Below are 22,885 nucleotides of genomic sequence, written 5' to 3'. Positions count from 1 at the left end.
TGATGCGCAGGGAGTCCTCCGCCTGCCACTGCGCGGGGGTGCGGAAATAGCCCTGCCCGTCGCTGGATCTTCCCTGAGCAGGATCTGCCAGCAAGCGGATGTGTACGAAGGGCAGCGGGCGCCGATTATCCGCGTCCAAGAGCTGGATGCCTCGTGCTTCCTGCGCCTGCATCTGCTGAGGTGCTAGAAAAAAACCTGCTGAGAAAAGAAAAATAAGTATCCCCTGTACGCTTTTTAAAACCTGCATGTACCTAACCGTTAATGCACCACTATCCACTTTCTCCAGTAAATAGCGCTTCGTTTCGCTTCGCTATTTCAGCCTAAATCCTTAGCTGTTTTCCCTGTCAATGGTAAGAAAACGAAAAGAATATTCGGTTGGTTGGTGAATGGGGGTAATTTTCTTAAAATCTATTAAAATTTCGTTGCTCCCCCTAATTTTTAGGCGATAGGGTTTGTTTTCTAACAGAAGAAGTGTTTATTTTGGATTTGACTTATTAATAGAAAATATTTTAAATAATTAATGTTTTAGCTGATTTCATATGCGTACATTACGGTTCCCCTTACTTTTCCTCCTACTGCTGTTTTTTACGTCGCCTGTTTCGGTCTTCGCCCAAAAGGCCAGTGAGGATCCTTATCTCCAAGCTATCTTAGGCTACTTCCAAGAGCTGGAAGCGAACAATCCACGGGAGCGGGTACACCTACACCTGGACAAGCGCACGGTGACGCCGGGAGAGACCCTCTGGTTTAAAGCGTACCTCACCGCCGGCAGCAGACGCCTGCCTTCCCCCCTGAGCCAGGTGCTCTATGTGGTTCTTTTTAATGGTGAAGGCGAAAAGGTGGAGGAACAGAAAATCCAACTGAAGGGCGGTCATGGGCACGGCGCGCTCACACTGCCGAACTTTGCCGCTGAGGGCCTCTACCGGGTGAAAGCCTACACCGCCTGGATGGAAAATTTCGGCGATGACCACTTCTTTTCCGCAGACATCCAAGTGATCGATGCGGAAAATGAGAGTTTTTACCCTCTTTTTGAGGTTGTGGATGTGGTGGAAACGGAGGAGCAACTGACCTACGAAATTCTCCTGCAGGCGGGCGACCGAAGTGGGCAGCCACTAGCGAATGCTTCTTTGCGTTACGCGCTCTTTGCCGAAGGCCAACAGTCCGTGAGAGTGAACTTCTACTTAATAGCCAGGGAGAGGCGCAGTTCCGGTTTAGCTGGGAGAAGCAGCCATTCACGAAACAATATATCGAATTTTATTACGTCGAAAATGAGGCCTATGAGGTGAGCAAACGCTTCGCTATCCCGTATGCGTTCAGCCAGGTGGACGTGCAACTTTTACCAGAAGGGGGCCATCTCGTGGACGGATTTAAGCAGACGGTCGCTTTCCGTGCGCAGTATCCCGATGGTCGCCCTGCCGAGGTGCTTCTGCGGGTGCAGCAGGGGGAGGAGCTCGAAGAGGTGCCCACTGTTTTCGGTGGCATGGGCGAGTTTAGCTTGCAGGTAGCCCGCGATGCTGCCCTAAAAATCGAGGCCTTCGATCCGAATTCCGAGGCAGTGGTTCCGGTAAAACTTCCTGAAATTCAGGAGAAAGGGCTTGTGCTGCAGCTGGTGGACAAGCCGGAGCTGAGCTATGTAACCGTTTTTATTCAGGGGAATATAGAGGAGGACTTGGTGCTGATTAACCAAAGCGAAAATCTCATTTCCTTCATGGTGCCGGGCATGCTCACGAATGGTATTTGGGGCTCCCGCATCCCGAAAAACACGCTTTTTCCGGGGGTGAATACGCTTACGGTGGTGACCCGTGATGGGAAGCCTCTCTTAGAGCGGCAGTATTTCCATGATGAGGCAGAGGCGCTTTTCGAGGTGGCTGTTCAGGATGAATCCGCTGGAAAGGGTCGCCGTGCCCCGCAGCGCTTGGGCCTTCAGCTGGCCTCAGCGGAGGAGGGCCTGCCGGCCAAAGTCTCCGTCGCGGTCTTAGATGCTGCGCAGGCGGATGACCCTGCGGCGGCGCATGAAACGATTTACACCTCCTTGTTTTTAGCGGGGGATTTAAAGGGCAAAATCCATCAGCCAGCGCATTATTTTAAGGATAAGTCTGAGGAGACTTTGCGCGCGCGGGACTTACTGATGCGCACGCAGGGCTGGCGGAAAATCAACTGGGAGCAGGTGCAGGAAATGGACTTTCCGGAGGTCAAGCGCCTGATAGAGCGGGGCATTAACATCGAAGGACGCGTGGAGGAGTTGGAAAGCTCCCGTCGCGGCCTGCGTGGGGGTTCCATCAGTGCGATTTATGATGATGGGGAGGGCATCATCCAGACTACTTTCGGAGAGGATGGGCGCTTTATTTTCGTGGAAATGGATTATTTCGATACCACGACGGTGGTGCTCTCGGCGAAGGACGATCGCAAGGGGGAGTTTGTGAAAATCGTTTTGGAGGTGCCGGAGGCGTATTTTACGCAACTGGAGCCGGAGGTTTTGGCCCCGGGCCAAATTCCAGCCGCGCTGCTCGCTACCTTTAATGAGCGCCGCCTGATGAATACCATGCTGGATGAAGAGCGCATTCTTGATTTAGAGGCGGTTACCATACAGGCGGAAACCATTCAGGCCGAAGATGAGCGGCAGCGCAAGATTTACGGGGATGGGGATGTGACCTTACGTGCAGACGATATCCCTGGTGCTGAGGGTTTTGTGAATATTTTTCAGATGATTCAGGGGCGAGTGGCAGGCGTACGTGTCACCACCACCACGCTGGGAGCTTCTGTGGAAATTCGCGGTGTAGGCTCGGTGCAAGGCGGGACGGAACCTCTGTTTCTGGTGGACAATCAACCGGTGGATATTGGGACGGTTTTAGCGCTCAACCCGCGAGACGTTTCCTTTATCGATATCTTTAAGGATCCGGCTAAAGCGGCCATTTTCGGCTCTCAGGGAGCGAATGGAGCCATCGCCATTTACCTGAAAACAGGTGCAGAGCGGGCGCGGGCAGATGCTCCCGGGACGCTTCTCACCCGCCAAGGGGGCTTTACCTTTCCCCGAGAATTTTATGTGCCGGCCTATGATCAGGAGGATGAGAAAAACTTCCTGAATGACAAGCGGGTGACGCTGTTCTGGGCCCCTGAGGTGGAGCTGGTTCCCGGTGAAACCGCTTATTTGGATTACTTTAATAGCGATGAAGCACCTAAGCATTTCGTGGTGGTCGAAGGTATGGATGAGGTCGGGCGTGTCACGCGTAAAGTGCTGACGCTGGGCGCAAACTAAAGGGGCTATTTGGGGTTTTTCGTAAAATGGCTTAAATTAAGGCCGATTGACAAGGAAACCCATGGAAAATATCATCAATTATTTCGAAACCATTCCCTCAAGCCACCGCACGTTTTTGTTAGTCGGTGGCTTGACCTTCTTTTGGGTACTGGAGTACCTGATTCCGCTTTTTACCTTTTCGTACACCAAGTGGAAACATGCGCGTACGAACTTATTTTTGACGCTGACGACGGTGCTGGTCAACTTGCCCCTGGCTTTTATTTTGGTGAAGGCCTCGGACTGGGTGGTGGCGCAGGAATTTGGCCTCTTGTATCTGGCGGAGCTGCCGCTGTGGGCCTTCGTGCTGTTGGGTATTTTACTGATGGATTTAATCGGCGCCTATTTTATTCATTGGCTGGAGCATCAGGTCAAGTGGATGTGGCAGTTTCATCTGGTGCATCACACGGATCGCCATGTGGACACCACCTCGGCTAATCGGCATCATCCCGGGGAGTCGGTGCTGCGCTTTGTGTTCACGCTATTCGCGGTATTCATCGTGGGCGCTCCGATCTGGATGGTGATGATGTACCAGTCGCTGAGCGTGGTGCTGACCCAGTTTAATCATTCAAATGTGGCACTGCCACTGCCAGTGGATCGGGTTTTGGGCTGGGTGTTTTGTACGCCAGGCATCCACCGTGTGCATCACCACGAGCAGCAGCCGCTGACAGACTGCAACTATGGAAACATTTTTTCTTTTTGGGACCGCCTCTTCGGCACCTACCGGGCGGTGGACAACAGGTCGCTGCGGTACGGGCTCGACACCCATCCTGATCCGAAGGAAAGTGATGACATTTGGACGATTCTAAAACTTCCTTTTCAGCCTTATCGGCAAGCACCTCGGAAGTCGGTAGGTGCGGCAGAACATGTGGAAAAAAGTCGCGTTTAGGGCAAAATGAGGCCTGAAGGCCCAAAAAAGCAATGAAAAAGAAAAAGGAGCGAGAGGGGAGCAGGCTTTTCGCTCCTCTTTTTTGCGCGGAGCGCAAAATCAGGGGAAGAAAAATGAGTACATAAGTATTTAATAATTTCTCCTGCAGGATCCAAGCGCTTATTTTCTCCGTATCTTTCCCCAAAATTTCTTCGAAATCTTCTATATGAAAAAAACCTTTACGCTGTTTTTTTTCGGTTTCCTTCTGGCTTTGCTAGGCGGAATTCTACCCGAATCTTTTGCGCAGAAGCTGCGCGAAATTCAAGGTCAAGTGTTGGATGCTGAGGAGCGTATTCCGCTCATCGGGGTGAATGTGTTTTACCTCGTAGATGGTCAGGCAGTGGGCGGGACCACAGATCTGGAGGGCTTTTTTATTCTGCAAGTGCCAGAGAGCCTGAAACAATTGAATTTTTCCTATGTGGGCTATGAGAACAAGCAGGTGACGCTGTTTGCTCAGCAGTTTAACTATGAGGTGCTTCTCACCCCTGGGGAGAGCCTTTCTGAGGTGGTGGTGACGGCGCTGGGGATCGAGCGGCAGTACCAAAACCTCGGCTATTCCTTACAGCAGGTGCGGGGAAGTGAGCTAAGTGAGGTTAAGTCGGTGAACGTGGTGGATAATTTGGCGGGCCGTGTGGCGGGCGTTACAGTGACGCAGGGCTCCACGGGCGTGGGCTCTACTTCGCGTATTACCATCCGCGGAGAATCGTCTTTTACGAATAACAACCCGCTTTTCGTGCTGGACGGCATGCCGATAAATAATGCCACCTTAGTGAACATCACCGATGATACGGCGAATGGGTTTATGGAGGTAGATTTCGGGAACGGTGCCATGGACATCAATCCAGACGATATCGAGAGCGTGACGATTCTGAAGGGACCCTCAGCGGCAGCCCTTTATGGTGCACGTGCTGCGAATGGGGTCATCCTGTTGACCTCGAAAAAAGGGGAGGGCCAGAAAGGCATCGGCGTGAGCATGCATACAAGTTTGTTTTTCGATCGTCCCTTCCGTCTCCCTCAGTTTCAAAATAAATTTGGACAGGGAAACTCCGGGCAGTTTGAGTTTCGCGATGGACTCGGCGGCGGTGTAAACGATAACATTACGTTTAGCTGGGGGCCGCGCTTGGATGCGGGCTTACTTATTCCGCAGTTTGATAGTCCAGTGACCTTACCGGATGGCACTGTGGTCCGAGGTGGCGATACCCGTGTGCATGGGGGGCTTCCTATCACACCGACGCCTTTCGTCTCGCAGCCGAATAATGTGCGTGACTTTTTCGAGCTGGGTATCACAACTATAAATAATGTGGCCTTGACCGCAGGGACAGATAATTTCAGCTCGCGGCTCTCATTTACAGACCTAAATAGCGACTCCTTTATTCCAGGGGTGAACTTGCGCCGCCGCTCTGTGAATGGGAATTTCACGTTTGAGCCGATCGAGAGGCTGAAGGTGGTGGGGAATTTTAATGCGTTGACCACGGGTAGTGATAACCGCCCTGCGACAAAGTACGGATCCGAAAACATTAACTATGCGATGGTCGGCTGGATGGGTCGGCAAACGAATATCAACTCGCTTCGGGATTTCTGGCAGCCCGGCTTAGAAGGCATCCAGCAGTTTTCGTATAACTATACCTTCTTTGATAATCCCTTTTTCACGCTTTTAGAGAATAGAAATAGCTTTGACCGTTTTCGTGTGATCGGAAATGTGGCGGTAACCTATGAATTAAACGACAACTGGTCCTTTTTGGCGCGATCTGGCGGCGAGCGCCAAAACGAAGACCGTGCTTTCCGACGGGCGTTCAGCTCTAACCGCTTCCCGCTGGGGGCCTTTGCGGAGCAGACCTTCTTTTACCAGGAGACCAACAGTGACCTTTTAATCAATTATAAAAACACCTTTGGCAACTGGGACATCGCGATCTCCGGGGGTGCGAACCGTATGGATCAGACCGCTGAGACTGACGCAGGCACAGACGCTACAGCTGGCACAGCCGGGAATTTTTACCTTAGCAAATGCCGCCAGCCCGATCCAGTATTTTCAGGATTTCGGCAGAAAGCGGATAAACTCTCTTTATGGCTTCGCCAAAATCGGGTATAAGGATTACCTTTTCGTGGATATTACGGGTAGAAATGACTGGTCTTCTGCTTTAGCTAATGCAGAGGGTACGAATCCTACGGGCTTTTTCTATCCTTCCGTCTCTACGGCCTTTATACCAAGTAGTTTTTTCCAGCTTCCAGAGGCAATCAATTTTATGAAGATTCGCGCCAGTTATGCGGAGGTGGGGAATGATACAGGGCCATTTCAGACGATTGGGACCTTCCAGCCGCGTGTTCCTGTGGCGGGAAACCCTACCTTTAGCGAGCAGCAGGTGATTCCGAATGCCAACTTGCGCCCAGAGCGGATTTCCAGCTGGGAGTTTGGGACGGATATGCGCTTGCTGCGTAATAAAATCGGAATAGACTTCACCTATTTCAATATGCTGACGCGGGATCAAATCATCTCTCAGCCGATCGCTAACAGCTCCGGTTTCGATTTCCAGAATATCAATGGCGGTGCAGTGCGGACCTTTGGGTATGAGGTGATGGTAGATTATAAGCCCATACGCAGCAGAAACCTGTTTTGGAATATCAATGTGAACTTCACGCAGTTCACTAACCGCGTGGAATCGCTGCCGGGAGGCTCTTTTGTGCTGGATTTTAATCGGGTGTATGATAATGTGAACCAGACCGTTTGGTATATCGTGTCTGAGGGAGGGCGCTTAGGAGATATGTGGGGCACCGGGTATCTGAGGGATGATCAGGGTCAATTTATCGTGAATGAGCGTGGTGAGTTTATTAATGACAATAACTTGCGCTTATTAGGTAACTATAACCCTGACTTTATGATCGGTATCGCTAACTCCATAAACTATAAAAACTTCAGCGTATCCGCCTTACTCGACTGGCGCATCGGTGGGCAGATCGTGTCCAGAACGACTGCTTTCGCAGGCGCAGGTGGCCAGCTCATCGAAACGGTTAATCGTCCCGAGGAAGGTATTATCGTGCCCGGTGTGGTGAATATCGGGACGGCAGAAAGTCCAAATTTCGTACCGAACACAACACCGATTCCTGCGGAGACCTTTTTCCGTCAGTTTTATGATCGAAATAATGAGGAGAACAATACCTTCAGTGCAGATTTTATTCGTCTCCGCGAGCTGTCTATCGGGTACGATATTCCGGCTGATTTCTTGAAGAAGCGAGCCAAATCGGCACAGGTCGCCCTCATTGGCCGAAACCTATGGATGTGGAGTCGTATTCCTCATTTCGATCCGGAGCAGGTATCTTTTCAGCGCCAGAGCGTCCAGGGGGGAGTAGAGGACATGGCCTATCCGACGCCGAGAAGTATGGGGGTTCGTTTACAGGTTAACTTTTAATTGCGAAAAGACATGAAAGCCATAGCTACATTTATAAAAAGTGCTTGTCTCGCCTTGCTCCTAAGCTTGGGAGCCTGCGATCAAAATTTCACAGAGATCAATACGAATCCAACTGTGCCGGTGAGTGTACAGCCGGAGTTTTTACTGCGCCAGGTCTTGTTCGATTACATCGAAAACGCTTCCCACGAGGGTTTTGTGGCGGGAAATCTATTGGGTCAGTATTTCATGGCGGTGGACTTTAACCTCTTCGATCGCCACAGTCTCACCCAGCCCCAAAACGGGGGCAACCCATGGCCTTTTCTGTTTGAAAACTTGCGGGACAATGAAAACTTGTTGGCTTTATCTCGCGAAAATCCTGTTTTCCAAGTCTATGAAGGCCCGGCGCTGGTGCTGCGTGCGCTGATGTTCGCTCAGCTCACCGATTTGTATGGGGACATTCCGTACAGCGAAGCCCTTCAGGGGCGTACGGGAGGCATTACCCAGCCCCGTTACGATGCACAAGAGGAGATCTATCTTGGGGAAAACGGACTTTTGGCCACCCTGCGTGAGGCGGTGGAGAAGTTGCAGGCCGCCGCAGGGGCACCACAGGCTTGGCTGGTGACATTTTATTCCGTGGGGATTTGAAAAAATGGGAACGCTTCGCGAATAGTTTGCGCTTTAAGCTGCTGATGCGAATTTCTGGCGCTGTGGATGTACGCGCTGAGCTGCAGGCTTTATGGACTGCTGGGGATCTTATTTTATCGCCAGAGGATGACGCGTTCTTCAATTTCACAGCAGGACAGCCAAATAATTTTCGACTGGTGACGGCTCGTGTAGGGGATTTTAACCTATTTTTGATGTCCGAGACGATGGAAGGCATTTTAAATCGCTTTCAGGATCCACGTGCGGCGCGTTATTTTCGGCCTACGGCCAATAATCCGCAAGCGTTCCGTGGCTTAAGAAATGGCCAAGATGCCTCGCAGCTTTCGATTTCGATCGCTGATTTTAGTCTCTCCGGTCGTATTTTCCGCGAGGAAGGTGGCGCGATGCGCGGACAGTTTCTGACGAGCTTCGAGCAGAAGTTTTTTGTAGCAGAAGCCATGCAGCGGGGCCTGCTTTCTGGCGACCCACAGCCCTGGTATGAGGCGGCCGTAGCGGAAGCCTTTGCCTTCTGGCAGGTACCACTTCCGGCCACATACTTGACACAAGGTCCGGCGGCCTTTGCGTCAGCAGCAGATAAAATCGAATTAATCATGGTCCAAAAGTGGCTGGCCATGCCAGTAAATTTCTACGAGGGCTGGACGGAGCATCGTAGAACGGGTTTCCCGGCCTTACTTCCTGTGGCGGCCTCTCTGAATAACGGGATTATGCCGCGGCGTATGCCCTATCCTGCCACAGAAGATGCGCTGAATAATGCCAATTTCCAGCAGGCAGCGGCAGCCACGGATGGCAATAGTTTTAACGTAGACGTTTGGTGGGCGAAGAGATAATAGTAGGTGTTTCAACTTATGTGCCTTGGTTACAGTGGGGCATGGTGCTGGTGGGCTTTGGGGCGCTCCTGTACTATGCCCTTTGGCTACGAGTGCCTATGAGTTTTTCCGTGGTGCTAAAAAGAATCAGGAGACGGGTTTCTGGGCGCTAACAGCGAGCCTGGTGATTTCTTGGCTCTTTGCCAAGTCGATTATGAATGCGGCTGATCTGGGGTATGCCTTCGGACTGGTAGGTGGCTTGGCATACGCAGCGTATTACCTGAGTTTTTTATTGACTGGAGGTATTATTTACCGGCTCCGCACACGATTCGGTGCCACGAGTTTGCATCAGTTTTTAGGTCATCACTATGGGCGCAGTGCCTTGGTGGTGTTCAGTTTGCTGCTGGCTGTGCGGCTCTTGAATGAAATTTGGTCGAATGCCATGGTGATAGGCTTGCACTTTGGCCCGCAGGGCAGTAGCCCTTACATCCTGAGTATTCTGGTCTTTACGACCCTGACGCTTGGCTACACCCTGAAGGGGGGATGAAAAGCAGTATTTTCACCGATGTTATCCAGATGATTCTCTTTATCGGCCTACTCGCTTTTATTTTAGGGCTTTTGTTTCCGGAGATGGCGCGGCAGGAACGCTCCATTTTGGAGGGCAGCGTTTGGTCTTGGGGGACGGGGCTCAATCTGCTGCTGGTAGCGCTTTTGCAGGCGCTGAGTTATGGATTTCATGATCCCGTTATGACGGATAGGGGCTTTTTAGTGCGCCCGAAAAAGGCCTTGCTGGCATTTGGGCTGGCGGGGGCGGTGGGAGCACTCTGCATCCTTTGCTTTTCGCTGACAGGGGTTTTCGCGCAGGGGTTGGCGACGGATGGGGCAAGTCCCACGGTGGCGGTGACGCGCTATTTCGGAATCGGGATGCTGCTGGTGGTGAATGCGATTATGCTGACCTCTGCGGCCTCCACACTGGACTCTACTTTCACCTCTTTTACCAAGCTGCTCAGTCGCGATCTGCGGCTTTTCCCGAAGGCGGGCGTGCAGATCGCAAAGGGGCGTCAGCTCATGGCCATTACAGCGGTGCTAGGCAGTCTCCCGCTTCTGTTTTCGCCCTCTCTGCTTTCGGCAAGCACGATTAGCGGCACGATGGTGCTGGGCCTCGGCCCTGTGTTTTTATTGCCGCGGAAGCGGGTCATGCATCCACTCGCTTTTCATCTGCCGGTGGCATTGGGTTTTCTGGCGGGCTTGGCAGTGATTTTCGCCCCTGAGCAGAGCAGCTGGTACTTTACCACGGGGCCTTATGCGGGGCTGCTCTTCTTTAATGTTCTGGCCTTCGTGGGCGGCTTTCTTCTCTTTATTCCTTTCTCTTATTTGAACTATGACCCTCGAAAAAACGCTAAGTTGGCCACAAGCGGCTCCCGATGAGCTGCTGCTTTTTGGTGGTGTGTACAGTAACTTACCCGCTCTAGAAGCGCTAAAACAGCAGGCTGAAGTTTTAGGAATTCCAGCAGCTGCCTGTTTCTGCACCGGTGATGTGGCCGCCTACGGCGCCTCACCCGCTGCCTGCTACAGCCTGTTGGAAGACTGGGGCGTACATGCGATTCGCGGAAATGTGGAAGATCAGCTGCTCTCCGGAGAGGAGGACTGTGGGTGTAATTTTGAGGAGGGTAGCACCTGCGACCTGCTGAGTAAACGCTGGTTCCCTTTTGTGCAGCAGCGCATCGAGCAGCGGCACCTTGCCTTTATGGAGCGCATGCCTCAGTTGCTGCGCTGGAGCTGGCAGGGGTATCGGGTGGTCCTGCTGCACGGAGGCTATCCAGACCAAAGCGCCTTCCTGTTCCGCTCCAGCCCCGCGGAAGAAAAGGCCTCTTTACTTCGCCTGCTGGGTGCAGATATCCTCATCGCAGGGCACTGCGGGCTTCCGTTCTACGAGAAGTTGGAAAATGGGCTTTGGATAAATCCAGGGGTTATCGGCATGCCTGCAAATGACGGTGGTACGCATACCTGGTATGCGCGCCTGAAGGCGCAAAAAACAGGCATCGAGCTGGCATTCGAACGACTCCACTACCCCCATCTGGAAGCGCAGGCAGCGATGCGCGCCGCCTGCCTACCAGAAGCTTATGCTCTTACGCTGAGTACGGGGATTTGGGACAACTGTGACATTTTGCCGGAGGCGGAAACCCAACAGCAAGGGCTTCCCATTCCCCTTCCTGAAGGCTTTTTTCCGGTACTCTCCAGCTAAGGAGCCCTTTAGCTAAAGGGAAAGGCTCTGAATTTCTGACAATTTGCCTGAACGGTATATTTCTGTCCACAGGTATCTGAGCTTAGCTGCCTAGGCAGTACGGAGAATCTTTTCCATTTTCCTGCCTTTGGCCAGCTCGTCCACAAGTTTATCCATGTAGCGGATCTGACGCATCAGCGGATCCTCGATCTCCTCGATTCTGTGGCCACAAATCATGCCGCGAATAAGTGGCGCATTCGGATGCAGCGCCGGTGCCTGGGCAAAAAAGGTGGCCAAATCATGTCGAGCGGCCAACTGCGCCCGCAGTCCTTCCTTCGTATAGCCTGTTAACCAGGTGATGACTGTTTCCAGCTCTTCCTGTGTGCGGCCTTTCTTTTCTACCTTCTGTATGTAATGGGGATAGATATCCGCCAGTGGCATCTGAAATATTTTCATCTGGGCGGCAGTTAAAATCCATACGCAAGACCTACTCGGAAGCCACGCGCGTAAATATCGCTGTCACCAGGGACCGCATACAGGTCCGTAAGGGCATAGCGCCAGTCCACGAGCAGCGTGACGCGGCGCGACACCTGCATCCCCACCTGGAGACTAAGCCCCAACTCTACGTTGTTAAACGAAGCGGCAGCCACTTGCTCCGGCGTCCTACCTGTAAAGGACAGGTAAGCATCCGGATCCCGCTGGCCTAAGTCATAGCGCACATACGGGCCTGTACCTAAAAATAAGCGCACACTCTCCCCTTCGCTTATCAAATTATAGCGCAGATGCAGGGGGCAGTCAGCGAGGCTCTCCGAAGAATGCTTTCCCCAAGCTCCGCACCGTGCCATTCCACTAAGGTTGCCAAGCTTAACTCTAAGCGATTTTTCAACTTGTACTCCGCATTTAAACCTGCCTCAAAGGCCACGACCCCGAAACTATTAAATGCCGCGCTTCTATGCCGGTTAAAGGCATTGCCCATGGCAAACTGCGCGCCTGTGTTTAGACGCTTCGCCGAGCCGCCATTTCGTAGATTTTTTAGATTTTCGATGGGGCTCAGGCTTGGGGCCAGCGCCATTTCAGTGAGAAGATCGCTCAGGAAGGCACTCACCTTCGCCATCCCCGGGTAGTCGAGCAAGTTCGCCTTATCCTGAGGCGTATGGTAAGGAGAAATAATGCCCGTATTCACATAGATAGCCGGAATGCCGACTTGCCCGAAGGGCCACGTATCCGTTCGCCGCTCGATAGTGGGCGCCGTTCCTTTGATGCGGATATCGTGCTGACTTTCAGCGCGCTCCAGAAGGGAGAGGCCTTCGGCCAAAGTCTCCAATCCTTTCAGTTCCAGGCTCCCCTTTTTTTCGTACATGCCGATCATGTCTAAGGAAAACATGGCCTTAATCGCCGAATTCGGGAAGGGTTTAGCTGCTTCTACGAATTTCTCAGCCCCGATCAGACCGCTCTCCTCAGCATCAAAAGCCACGAAAAGGATGCTGCGTTTCAGGGGTTCCCCTTTTTCCTGCAGCATGCGGGCGATTTCTAAGATGCCCGCTACACCGGAAGCATTATCATCTGCACCCGGGAAAATTCCCCGCTCGCTATACCCTAAATGATCGTAGTGGGCACCCACGACGATATATTCTTCCCGTAGCTCCGGATCGCTCCCGGGAAGCATGCCGACCAAGTTGATGCCTTTCAAGTTGATCAGGGCGATGCGCAATTCAAATTCCTGGCGAAAGCTGTCTGCTCCCGGTAGTGGCTGTAGGCCCACTGCTGCCATTTCGGACTCGATGTAGCGGATCGCTTTTAGGCGCCCTTCTGTGCCCAGTCCTCTCCCCTCCATGGAGTCGGCAGCTAATATGTGCACGTGCCGGCTGAGCCTTTCGGTGGCCTTTTCTGTTTCCGTAGCGGGGGCTTGGGCATAGGCCCCCTGGGCCAAAAAGAAGCAAAGAAGCACATAGACACTGTGCTTGAGTAGGGAGTTTAACTGCGTCATATAATGTGGTTTTAGTTGCTGTCGCAAATTAACGTTTTCTAGGAATTTTTAGTACTTTCTCTTAAGAAATTCAATGCGTTCCGAGTGCAAATTCTTTATTCCAAGGCCAGTCGTTCTTGGCGCTGCAGGTAGCGCAGTCCGATGATGGTTTTGGTGCCTTGCCGGCGGATATAAACGTCTTTAGACGCTGCTAAGCCCTGTAAAATCTGCGGCAGTGCGGACTCTGGGGCCTGTAGTGCCTGTAATAAACGCTCTGGGGGAATGCTCTTTGGCCCACTGGCCAAAATAAGCCGCGCAGCCAGCTGCCCGATCTGCTCCTGCACGGTGGGAATATTCGCCGGTGGGAGTAAAAAACTGTCTAAATCGCGCCGGCTCTCGTCCAGCAGGCGTAGCTCGCCAAAACGATTAATGGGGATAAAACCCAGTGCCAAAGCCTCCCAGTTCAGCGCCTGCTTACCTGCCAGCAAGCAGCATAGGCCGCGGCGGAGATGCTGCCCCAAAAGCTGTCGGAGTGCCGGTCCCTCAGGCCAAGAGCTGATATAAAGCTTGTCAGCAAGTCCGCAAGCTTGTGCCCGCAAGCGCTTTTCTGTGCTATGCACTCCGATGAGCAGACAGCGCCCTTGTGCTAAGGCCTGCGCATAAAAAGTACATGCTGAGGCCAGCTGCTTGCTTGGCAGGAGCAGCAAACAGGGCTGTGCGGCAGCTTCCTCAGCTGATAAAAGCTGTTCAAAGTTCCCATCGGCATCAAAAAACAGGCAGATAAGCCAAAAAGGCGTGCCTTCTTTAGAAAAGTGGTTTTGGAAAGCCCCTCTTTCTCTGCGCTGCTGCCCGGTAGGAAGGCTAAGGGTCGCTGTCGCAAAAGGTCGACCGCACCCCGCACTAGAAACTGAAAAGGGGCTGTGGTTCCCGGCTGCTGTTTCCAGGCGGCGGGATAGATAAAGCGATCGGTCCACTGAATGACCTCCACTCCCAGGCGGGCCCATTCACGAAAAAGCTGCTCGGTTTCGGTGGCTAGGGCCTCTTTTTGTGCGCAGAGCCGCTGCCAGTGCTTTATGGAAAGCGCTGCTATGGGGACCTGGTCGGGAACCTCCAGGAGCTCGGGCTGGTGTATAAGCTGCTGGTAAAGAAGGGCTTTGGTCGCGTGGGAAACTCCGCTGAGCTGATCGAGATGGTAAGCCAACTGCTGCATAGAAGGGGGCCGTATCATTGGCCTTACAAAACAGCAGCATTTCGGAGGAAATTCCAAATTCCTTTTGCGCTGAAGGCGCGACCTGCCGTGGATATAAAAAAAAATCAAAAATTCTATACCGATGCTGGAGGCAACTTTTCGTTCTTTGTACCGTTACGTTCGGTAATTCTATGCGAGCTTCGGTAAAAATAGCGCTACTCCTCATTTATTCCCTCTTCCATGCGGGAATGAGCTACTCCATGCATTTCTGTGGAGAGGATTTTAAGCGCATAAATCTGTATGCCGAGCAGAAAACCTGTTGCCCAGAGGCAGAAAGCCCGATGCCCTGCTGTGAGGATGTCTCTCATGTGGAGCAGCCGAATCGGCTCCATGTGGTGCCTAGTAGCGAAGCCTTTACCAGTGAGACGCTGGTGTTTCCTGTTGATTGGAGCTTTGGGTTTTGGCTACATGCGCGTGTAGGGAGTGCTGTCATTTTCACCTTTGGCTCCCAGCCAAGTTCCCCTGTTGACGAGCATTACTGGGGCCAAAACCGTCCGCGTCTGCATGTGCAGCATGGCGTATTTTTGATTTAGCACGATTTTTTTTGGCGAATGGGCTGCCTGGTGCGAGCTCATTTTCGGGCAGTGCCCTCGTTTGGAGACATGCCCTGTACGGGTATATGTTATCCAAGTATGTGCTGCTTTTCCGCCTCTGCTTCTTTTCTGTGGCTATTAAAATCAATGTATGTTATCTAAAATCATTAAGTTTTTCCTGACCCAAAAGCTGGTGACGGTCATGCTTTTGGTGCTACTCACCCTTTGGGGGATCGTCGTGGCGCCTTTCGGCTGGCAGGTACCGTTTCTACCCAGCGACCCTGTTCCTGTGGATGCTATCCCGGACATCGGGGAGAATCAACAAATCGTGTACACGGAGTGGATGGGCCGTTCTCCGCAAGATGTGGAGGATCAGATTACCTATCCGCTTACTTCTGTACTTCTGGGTGTGCCGGGCGTGAAAGTGACGCGCTCCACCTCCATGTTTGGCTTTTCGTCCATTTACATCATCTTCGAAGACGATGTGGACTTTTACTGGAGCCGCTCCCGCATCCTTGAAAAGTTAAATGCGCTGCCGGCGAATCTACTTCCCGAGGGGGTGACCCCTCAGCTTGGACCTGACGCTACAGGCTTGGGGCAGGTGTTTTTTTACACCCTAGAAGGCCAAGATGCCTCCGGTAAACCCACGGGTGGCTGGGAGCTTCACGAGCTGCGCAGTATCCAAGATTATTTTGTCCGCTATGCCCTCGCGGGTACTCCTGGGGTGGCTGAGGTGGCCAGCATTGGAGGCCACGTGCGCGAGTACCAAGTGGAGTTAGATCCCGTGGCCATGCGGGAGCATGGGGTAAGCCTGATGCAAGTCATGGAGGCGGTGCGGGGTTCCAACTTAGACGTGGGGGCCAATACCATGGAGGTAAATCAGGTGGAATACATCATCCGTGGCTTGGGCTATGTGAAGCGTCTCGAGGATATCGAAGAGGCAGTGCTTCGCGTGGTGGAGGGCGTTCCGCTGCGTGTGCAAGATGTGGCTCGCGTACAGTTAGGGCCATCCAGTCGGGCGGAGCGTGCCATCCTGGATAAGGGTGGGGCAGAAACGGTCGGCGGCGTGGTGGTCGCGCGTTATGGAGATAATCCGCTGAAGGTAATCGAAGCGGTGAAAGAAAAAATCGCTGAAATTAGTCCAGGCTTGCCCTCCAAGCAGTTGGCCGATGGAACGATTTCTAAGGTGCAGCTGGTGCCGTTTTACGATCGTTCGGGCTTGATTAAAGAGACACTTTACACCCTTAATGAGGCAATCAGCCTGCAGATGCTGCTTACCATCATCGTGATCATGGTGATGGTGGGCCACCTGCGTGCCAGCTTGCTTATTGCAGCGCTGCTGCCCCTGGCCGTGCTGATGTGCTTTATTTTGATGAAGTACGTGCAGGTGGATGCGAATATCGTGGCCCTTAGCGGAATTGCGATTGCGATCGGGACGATGGTGGATTTAGGGATTATCTTGAATGAAAATATTTTGCGTCACCTGGAGGAGGCGAAAGACCGGGTAGAAGATCGCCTGCAGCTGGTACTTCGCGCTACGACAGAGGTGAGTGGAGCGATTTTAACGGCCGTGATGACCACGATCATTAGCTTTTTGCCGGTGTTTACCCTGCAGGCAGCGGAAGGCAAGCTTTTCGGGCCGCTGGCCTATACGAAAACCTTCGCACTGATCGCGGCGCTTTTCTTTACGCTGCTCATCATGCCGGCGCTGGCGCATTGGGTTTTGGGCAGTCGCCTGCGCAGTCCGAAGTGGCGCTGGATGGGACCGGCGGTGCTGCTGCTTTTGGGTGTGGCGGGGCTATTTATTTCCTTTTGGGTAGGGGTTATTCTGCTGCTTTTAGGAGTGAATCAACTTTTGCCGCTGCTGAGTCCACGTTTAGAGGCGTATCGTGCCTACCAGAATCCTGTGGCCTTAGGCATTGGTCTTTTGACTGTCTCCACCTTGCTGGCGGAGGCATGGCGGCCGCTGGGGCCTGAGAATAGCCTTTTGGCCAGTTTCTTTTTTATCGTTTTGATTTTAGGCCTAGTTTTAGGTGGGTTTGCCCTGTTTTTACGTGTTTATGAGCGGCTGCTGCGCTTGTTTTTGCGCCATGCGCTCCTCTTTATGCTGCTGCCATTAAGTATCATGGGACTGGCGCTGCTGATGTGGCTGGGTTTCCCACGCCTTTGGCAAAGTACCGGCGCGGAGCCTTCGGATGCATCTTGGTATAAAAAGACAGCCAAACGCTTTCCGGGTATGGGCAATGAATTTATGCCTGCCCTGGATGAGGGGGCTTTCCTGCTGATGCCTTCTGCCATGCCGCATAGTGGGGTGGAGGCCAACCGGGAGATTTTGCGCCAGCTGGACCTGCTCGTGCAGGCGATTCCCGAGGTGGAAATGGTAGTGGGCAAGGCCGGTCGGGCAGAGAGTCCACTGGATCCGGCGCCGCTTTCCATGTACGAAAATATTATCAACTACAAGTCGGAATACCTCCAAGATGTGGAGGGGCGCAAGCTTCGGTTTCAGGTGGATGAAGATGGATTCTTTCCATTACGCTATGGAGGTAAGGCGTACTGGCATGACCGCGTTTCGGGGCTCATCTGGGATGAGCATGTGCGCTATGTGGATCAGGAGCTGCGACGGGAGATTCTGGCAGATCTGCCGCGTTATTTGATCGCGGATCCTGAAAAGGGGCGTTTTTACCGGCAGTGGCGGGATCATATTCGCAGTCCCGATGACATCTGGTACGAGATTCAGCATGCTACATCGGATATTCCTGGTGTGACGGCAGCGCCACGTCTGCAGCCGATCGAGACGCGCCTGGTGATGCTGCAGACGGGGATGCGTGCGCCTATGGGCATGAAAGTGTATGGCCCTGATCTGGAGACGATCGAAGCCTTTAGCTTGGAGCTGGAGTCCGCCCTGCGTGAGGTGCCGGGCGTGAAGGCCGAGGCGGTTTTTGCGGATCGCTCTCTGGGCAAGCCGTACATCGAGGTGGCCCCTGACCGTAGGGAAATCGCACGCTTCGGGCTCAGCATGACAGAGATCCAGGAGTTTATCGAGCTGGCGATAGGAGGCATGGCCGTCTCTACTACCGTGGAAGGCCGGGAGCGCTATGCCATCCGTCTGCGCTATGCCCGTGAGTACCGAGATGATCCAGATCGCCTGCGTGATCTGTTGGTGCCGACGCCGAGTGGCGCGCATGTGCCGCTGGGGCAGCTGGCGGAGATTCGCTTCCGCCCGGGCCGATGATGATTCGGGGAGAAGACACCTTTTTAGTGGGCTATGTCATGTTCGACCGTCGTGCGGGCTATGCAGAAGTCGAGGTGGTGGAAGATGCCCAGCGCCTGTTAGACGAAAAGATCCAAAGCGGTGACTTGCAGGTGCCTGCCGGCGTGCGCTTCGTCTTTTCCGGGAGTTATGAAAACCAGGTTCGAGCACAGCAGCGCCTGCAGCTGGTGATTCCCCTCTCGCTGGCGGTGATTTTCCTGATTCTCTACCTGCAGTTCCGCAGCACGGCGCTCAGTCTGATGATTTTCACCTCCATCGCGATGGCCTTTGCTGGGGGCTTTATCATGCTTTACTTGTATGGCCAGGAGGGCTTTCTAAATGTGGAGGTGCTGGGTACTAATTTGCGCGACCTGTTTCAAATGCAGCAGTTTAATCTTTCTGTAGCTGTATGGGTGGGCTTTATCGCACTTTTCGGTATAGCGACGGACGACGGTGTGGTGATGGGGACCTACTTGAAGCAAAGTTTCGACAAACTCAAGCCCCAGTCGCGGGAGGAAATCCGCGAGGCGGTGGTAGCGGCAGGCTTGAAGCGTGTGCGTCCCTGCCTGATGACCACGGCGACGACCCTGCTGGCGCTACTGCCCGTGCTGAGCTCTTCTGGGCGTGGTGCGGACATCATGATCCCCATGGCGATTCCGGCTTTCGGTGGGATGGCGGTGGCGCTGATCAGCTTGTTTATAGTGCCTGTTTTGTATGGTTTTTATCAAGAATTGAAATGGAGGTGGCAAGATGAAAAATAAGCTTCGTTTATTTTGGCCGGGAGGCCTAAGGCTCCTGATGCTGGGGCTCGTGCTGTTCCAGTTTCCCGCCCGGGGGCAGGATTTTCAGATGCTTCTGGAGGAGGCGCTTCGGGAGAACCCTCAGGCCAAAGCCGCAGCGCAGCGGCATCGAGCGGCCTTAGAGCGTGCAGGTGCAGCGGGTTTTTTACCGGATCCAGAGCTGCAGGTGGGGGTGTTTACGCGCCCGATGGAACTGCTGATGGGGGATCAGCGCGGTGAGGGTAGCCTTATGCAAATGTTCCCCTGGTTCGGGATGCTGAAGGCTGAAAAGGCGGAGGCAGCGGCTATGGCCGAGGCGGTGCATGCTGCTTACCGAGAGGTGCTTACGGAAGTCGCCTATGCGCTCGAAATCAGTTATTTGGAGATATATCGCTTGCAGGCCTTACAGGATTTAGATGAGCAGAATTTAGCCCTGCTAAAGGCTTTGGAGGAGCTGGCGCTTATCCGTCTGCAGGGCGGTGATGGGGCTTTGGCAGCGGCCAGCGCCTCAGCGAGGCTTTGCCCGCTTCGGGGTCGGGCGTCCTCGGCGAGCTCTGCTATGGGGGGCATGGGCAGCATGGGAGCGGCTCCGGCCACGAGCGCCTCAGGTGCTGCTTCCGGAGGTGCTGGCATGGGAGGGATGGAGGCAGGAGCCGGCTCGGGGGCCTACTCCGCAATTTTGCGCTTGCGCATGCAGCGGATGGCCTTAGAAAGTGCACTGGAACAGCGTCAAGATGACCTGGAGCTGGCGTATTTCCAGATCGGTACCCTGCTGGGACGTGAAGAGGCAGTGCCGGTGCAGGCCTCCCTAGGACCTGCGGGGACGCGCTGGATGCTGCCCGATGCGCAGGAGCTTCCTCTGGAGGTTTTGGAGGCGAATCCCATGCTGGCCATGCTGGCCAAAGAGCAGCTTGCCCGCGAGCAGGAGGTGAAAATGGCACGCCTGGAAGGGGCACCCATGATCGGGCTGGGGGTGAATTACATGGTTTTTAGCCCAAGACCTGAAATGGGGGCACCTGGCCCGGAAGGGGGGATGTTTGTGCCCATGGGCATGGGAAACAACATGGTGATGCCCATGGTCTCGCTGAACCTGCCGCTGTATCGGCGCAAGTATAAAGCGAAGGCCGCAGCGGCACGGGAAGAGGCGGGAGCACTCGCCTTGCAGCAGGATCAGGTGCGGCAGGAGCTTTTCCTTTCCTTCCAAAGCCTGCATCGCGACAAGCAAGAGGCGGAGCGCAGGCTGCGGCTTTTAGCGGATCAGGTAGCCCTCTTAGAGGAGGCGCTAAATTGGGCAGGAACAGCACTCATCGGGAATGCCGGAAGCTTGTCTGAAGTGGTCAATATCCAGCAGGAGCTCCTGAGCTATCAGGCGCAGCGTATCGAAGCAGAAGTGGCAGTAGAAAAAGTGCGGGCGGCCTATGAGCGCCTGGCGGCAAAACATACAGGAAAATAAGATGAAAGTAAATACAAAAATTATTGCAGGCTTTTTAGTGGTCTTTATTCTCGGCGCAGGCTTCGGCATGCTGCTAGGGGGCGGCTCAGAAGAGGTGGCCGAAGAGGAAGGGGATGCAGGCATGTGGATCTCGCCCATGCACCCACACATCCGCCAAAACGAGCCTGGTCAGTGCCCGATCTGCGGCATGGACCTGGTGCCGATGTCCCAGTTTAAAGGAATGGATAATGATGATCCTTTCCTGCTCACCATGAGCGAGGATGCGGCAGCGCTGGCACGAGTAGAAACCGAACAGGTGGTGCGGGGTGCCGCAGCTGCACGCCTCACACTGACGGGAAAAATTCAGGCGAATGAACAGGAAATCCGTCGCTATGCAGCGAATTACGGTGCGCGCGTGGAGCATCTGGCAGTGAACTTTACGGGCCAACAGGTACGTAAGGGGGACTTGCTGGCCAAATTATACGCGCCGGAACTCCTGAGTGCCCAGCAGGAGCTGCGGCAGGCAGCAGCACGGAAGGCCCAGCAGCCAGAGCTCTATCGGGCTGTACGCGAAAAACTGCGGCTGTGGAAGCTATCCGGAGACCAAATCGACGCCCTGGAAAGTGGAGAAGAGCTGGAGGATGTTTTAGCGATTTATGCGGATGTTTCTGGCATCGTGACCGTGCGTAACGTCACGGAAGGCGATTTTATCACGCGAGGCACCGTGCTCTTTGAAATCGTGGACCTGAGCACGGTCTGGGCCATGCTGGCTGTTTATGAGCAGGATTTGCCGGCCGTGCGCGAAGGTACGGAGGTGGAGCTGGAGCTAAGCGGAGCGCCTGGGGATGCCTGAAGGGCAAAATCAGCTACATCGATCCTATCGTGAATCCTCAAACGCGGACGGCGGCGGCCCGTGTGGTGCTGGCTAATCCAGGAGGTCGCCTGAAACCGGAAATGTTTGTGCGAGCCGTCGCTAGCGCTTCTGGCATAGAGGGCCTGGTGGTGCCGCGCGCAGCAGTGCTCTGGTCTGGGCCACGCTCGGTGGTCTTCGTCCAAGAAGGGGGAGTGAGTAGTCCTTCCTACCGCATGCGGGAAGTGAAGCTTGGCAAGCGGCTCGGGGATTCCTATGAGATTTTATCCGGTATAGAAGAGGGCGATCGCGTGGTGAAGCAGGGAACCTTCGCCGTGGATGCAGCCGCACAGTTGACGGGTAAATACAGCCTGATGCTTCGTCCTGAAAACACGGCAGTGGAGGTGGATGCTGGTTTCGCCAGTGCCTTCGACCAAGTGGTGGCCAGTTACATGGCGCTGAAAGATGCGCTCGTCGCCACCGATGCTGCTGCGGCGGCCCAAAAGGTGCCTGCCTACGTGAGCGGGTGGAGGCCCTCGATGGCTCCGGTCTGGAAGAGTCGGCAGCAGGCTGGTGGAAGCGGCAGCAGGATTTTCTCAAGCGACAGCTGCGGCAGTTAGCGGAGACAGGAGATGTGGAGGAGCAGCGCGCCCTTTTCGAGCTGGTCTCCGATAGCATGCTGGCTGCTGTGGAGCGTTTTGGCACGGCTGAAAAAGTCTATGTACAGTATTGTCCGATGGCTTTCGATGATAAAGGTGCCTCCTGGCTGAGCATGGAGTCCAAGATCCAAAACCCGTATTTCGGGTCAAAGATGATGACCTGTGGCGAGGTGACGCGGGAATTTTTGGTGCGTTAGCACCGCCGCCCACATGCTCTGGGCACAGCCCTACAGGCCTAAAAAAAGGATGTCTCTGAGCGCTGAAGCCTCGGAAACATCCTTTTTTCGTATGCATGTAAACGTTTAGCAGGCTGGCCCGCGCTACTCTGCACTGCCTTCGCCCTCATTTAGGGGCCTTAGGTTCGGCGGAGGAGGGGGCAGGAGCTCCTCGTCCTCACGTTCATAAGGGAAAATTTCCACGATCGGGCTTTCCGTAATATCGGGCACGCGGAAGGTCACGAGCATATTGCTCAGGCTCTCATGAATGCGCTCGTAAGCCTGTTTCACATCCATGGCGGTCACGAGCATGTACTGCGTCACCTTTTTTTCCTTACCACTATCTGCGTCGGCTACCACGTAAGTGATCTTACATTTATGCCAGAGGTCGATATCCTCGTAGAAGAAGACATCCACGATATTGCTTTTGCTGATATTCGTCACCTGAAAATCCCCGCGAATCACTGAGCCCAGCATGTCGTAAATGCGGCTTCCGCCTCGGTAAAGGAAACGGCATCGACCAGATACTGCTCGGATACATTCTTCAGTAGGCCTTGTTCATCTTCCTTGGCATACTTGACTTTACATAAAAACCAGGTTCTCATAAGGGGTAAAAATTTATCGCCTACGAAGGTACAGGTTCTGGGCTGCGCTGCCAA

General features: G+C 53.8%; 22 protein-coding genes and 1 pseudogene. 17 read left to right on the top strand and 6 right to left on the bottom strand.

Going from position 1 to position 22,885, the window contains the following annotated elements; translation table 11 throughout:
* Window positions 1-539 precede the first annotated feature (539 nt).
* The 10 genes from A3SI_RS02765 to A3SI_RS02735 all read left to right on the top strand — a co-directional run bounded on the left by A3SI_RS02765 (window position 540) and on the right by A3SI_RS02735 (window position 11,314).
* Window positions 540-1,283, top strand: a complete 744-nt coding sequence (locus tag A3SI_RS02765) for a hypothetical protein (protein ID WP_009053532.1) — start codon at window positions 540-542, stop codon at window positions 1,281-1,283.
* A complete protein-coding gene (locus tag A3SI_RS02760; protein WP_009053531.1) occupies window positions 1,280-3,253 on the top strand; it encodes a TonB-dependent receptor in 1,974 nt (657 codons plus the stop codon). The genes A3SI_RS02765 and A3SI_RS02760 overlap by 4 nt, the downstream gene beginning before the upstream one ends.
* A 61-nt stretch (window positions 3,254-3,314) precedes the next feature.
* Window positions 3,315-4,178: a sterol desaturase family protein gene (locus tag A3SI_RS02755; RefSeq protein ID WP_009053530.1), complete on the top strand. Its 864-nt coding sequence runs from the start codon at window positions 3,315-3,317 to the stop codon at window positions 4,176-4,178.
* 205 nt (window positions 4,179-4,383) lie between these two features.
* The gene (locus A3SI_RS20070) at window positions 4,384-6,306 is read left to right on the top strand and encodes a TonB-dependent receptor plug domain-containing protein (protein WP_238531565.1); all 1,923 of its coding nucleotides are present in this window, start codon (window positions 4,384-4,386) and stop codon (window positions 6,304-6,306) included.
* Entirely contained in the window at window positions 6,191-7,621 is a 1,431-nt protein-coding gene (locus A3SI_RS20065) for a TonB-dependent receptor domain-containing protein (protein WP_238531567.1), read from the top strand. The genes A3SI_RS20070 and A3SI_RS20065 overlap by 116 nt, the downstream gene beginning before the upstream one ends.
* A 12-nt stretch (window positions 7,622-7,633) precedes the next feature.
* Window positions 7,634-8,245: a SusD/RagB family nutrient-binding outer membrane lipoprotein gene (locus tag A3SI_RS21425; RefSeq protein WP_262491750.1), complete on the top strand. Its 612-nt coding sequence runs from the start codon at window positions 7,634-7,636 to the stop codon at window positions 8,243-8,245.
* Window positions 8,242-9,090, top strand: coding sequence for a SusD/RagB family nutrient-binding outer membrane lipoprotein (locus tag A3SI_RS21420; RefSeq protein ID WP_262491749.1), 849 nt, complete (start codon window positions 8,242-8,244; stop codon window positions 9,088-9,090). Before A3SI_RS21425 ends, A3SI_RS21420 begins: the two co-directional genes overlap by 4 nt.
* A gap of 25 nt (window positions 9,091-9,115) precedes the next feature.
* Window positions 9,116-9,616, top strand: coding sequence for an SLC5/6 family protein (locus A3SI_RS19575; protein WP_202946839.1), 501 nt, complete (start codon window positions 9,116-9,118; stop codon window positions 9,614-9,616).
* Window positions 9,613-10,497 carry a hypothetical protein gene (locus A3SI_RS19570; RefSeq protein WP_202946838.1) on the top strand — a complete coding sequence of 295 codons (885 nt, stop codon included), beginning with the start codon at window positions 9,613-9,615 and terminating at the stop codon, window positions 10,495-10,497. The genes A3SI_RS19575 and A3SI_RS19570 overlap by 4 nt, the downstream gene beginning before the upstream one ends.
* Window positions 10,451-11,314 carry a metallophosphoesterase family protein gene (locus tag A3SI_RS02735; protein ID WP_009053529.1) on the top strand — a complete coding sequence of 288 codons (864 nt, stop codon included), beginning with the start codon at window positions 10,451-10,453 and terminating at the stop codon, window positions 11,312-11,314. Before A3SI_RS19570 ends, A3SI_RS02735 begins: the two co-directional genes overlap by 47 nt.
* A 90-nt stretch (window positions 11,315-11,404) precedes the next feature.
* Here the strand turns inward: A3SI_RS02735 and A3SI_RS02730 are convergent, their stop codons facing one another.
* The 5 genes from A3SI_RS02730 to A3SI_RS18760 form a co-directional block, all read right to left on the bottom strand.
* Window positions 11,405-11,749, bottom strand: coding sequence for a DUF2200 domain-containing protein (locus tag A3SI_RS02730; RefSeq protein ID WP_040669885.1), 345 nt, complete (start codon window positions 11,747-11,749; stop codon window positions 11,405-11,407).
* An 11-nt stretch (window positions 11,750-11,760) separates the two neighbouring features.
* Window positions 11,761-12,042, bottom strand: a complete 282-nt coding sequence (locus tag A3SI_RS02725) for a hypothetical protein (RefSeq protein ID WP_009053527.1) — start codon at window positions 12,040-12,042, stop codon at window positions 11,761-11,763.
* A 17-nt stretch (window positions 12,043-12,059) separates the two neighbouring features.
* The gene (locus A3SI_RS02720) at window positions 12,060-13,280 is read right to left on the bottom strand and encodes a M28 family metallopeptidase (RefSeq protein WP_009053526.1); all 1,221 of its coding nucleotides are present in this window, start codon (window positions 13,278-13,280) and stop codon (window positions 12,060-12,062) included.
* A gap of 95 nt (window positions 13,281-13,375) precedes the next feature.
* Window positions 13,376-13,966, bottom strand: coding sequence for a hypothetical protein (locus A3SI_RS16985; protein WP_156810131.1), 591 nt, complete (start codon window positions 13,964-13,966; stop codon window positions 13,376-13,378).
* Complete coding sequence (locus tag A3SI_RS18760) at window positions 13,906-14,469, bottom strand: hypothetical protein (RefSeq protein WP_009053524.1); 564 nt, start codon at window positions 14,467-14,469, stop codon at window positions 13,906-13,908. The genes A3SI_RS16985 and A3SI_RS18760 overlap by 61 nt, the downstream gene beginning before the upstream one ends.
* Window positions 14,470-14,639: 170 nt before the next feature.
* Here A3SI_RS18760 and A3SI_RS16975 point away from each other — a divergent pair, with 170 nt between their 5' ends.
* The 7 genes from A3SI_RS16975 to A3SI_RS02680 all read left to right on the top strand — a co-directional run bounded on the left by A3SI_RS16975 (window position 14,640) and on the right by A3SI_RS02680 (window position 22,208).
* Window positions 14,640-15,041: an HYC_CC_PP family protein gene (locus A3SI_RS16975; RefSeq protein WP_050977342.1), complete on the top strand. Its 402-nt coding sequence runs from the start codon at window positions 14,640-14,642 to the stop codon at window positions 15,039-15,041.
* 151 nt (window positions 15,042-15,192) lie between these two features.
* Complete coding sequence (locus A3SI_RS02700) at window positions 15,193-18,273, top strand: efflux RND transporter permease subunit (protein ID WP_009053522.1); 3,081 nt, start codon at window positions 15,193-15,195, stop codon at window positions 18,271-18,273.
* Entirely contained in the window at window positions 18,270-19,052 is a 783-nt protein-coding gene (locus tag A3SI_RS23095) for an efflux RND transporter permease subunit (protein ID WP_009053521.1), read from the top strand. Before A3SI_RS02700 ends, A3SI_RS23095 begins: the two co-directional genes overlap by 4 nt.
* The gene (locus A3SI_RS02690) at window positions 19,042-20,523 is read left to right on the top strand and encodes a TolC family protein (RefSeq protein ID WP_009053520.1); all 1,482 of its coding nucleotides are present in this window, start codon (window positions 19,042-19,044) and stop codon (window positions 20,521-20,523) included. The genes A3SI_RS23095 and A3SI_RS02690 overlap by 11 nt, the downstream gene beginning before the upstream one ends.
* Window position 20,524: 1 nt before the next feature.
* Window positions 20,525-21,355 (top strand): efflux RND transporter periplasmic adaptor subunit, encoded by an 831-nt coding sequence (locus A3SI_RS21415; RefSeq protein WP_050977341.1) that lies wholly within the window; start codon window positions 20,525-20,527, stop codon window positions 21,353-21,355.
* A 29-nt stretch (window positions 21,356-21,384) separates the two neighbouring features.
* Entirely contained in the window at window positions 21,385-21,972 is a 588-nt protein-coding gene (locus tag A3SI_RS21410) for an efflux RND transporter periplasmic adaptor subunit (RefSeq protein ID WP_009053518.1), read from the top strand.
* On the top strand, window positions 21,879-22,208 hold the full coding sequence (locus tag A3SI_RS02680; protein WP_083836430.1) for a DUF3347 domain-containing protein: 330 nt from the start codon (window positions 21,879-21,881) through the stop codon (window positions 22,206-22,208). The genes A3SI_RS21410 and A3SI_RS02680 overlap by 94 nt, the downstream gene beginning before the upstream one ends.
* A gap of 123 nt (window positions 22,209-22,331) precedes the next feature.
* On the opposite strand, the pseudogene A3SI_RS02675 reads toward A3SI_RS02680, so the two are convergent.
* Window positions 22,332-22,831, bottom strand: a pseudogene (locus tag A3SI_RS02675) (DUF4494 domain-containing protein).
* Window positions 22,832-22,885 lie beyond the last annotated feature (54 nt).

The sequence above is a fragment of the Nitritalea halalkaliphila LW7 genome, from assembly GCF_000265075.1.
Classification (GTDB): domain Bacteria; phylum Bacteroidota; class Bacteroidia; order Cytophagales; family Cyclobacteriaceae; genus Nitritalea; species Nitritalea halalkaliphila.
Note: the sequence above shows the minus strand (reverse complement) of the source record. Positions and strands in the feature narration are given on the sequence as shown.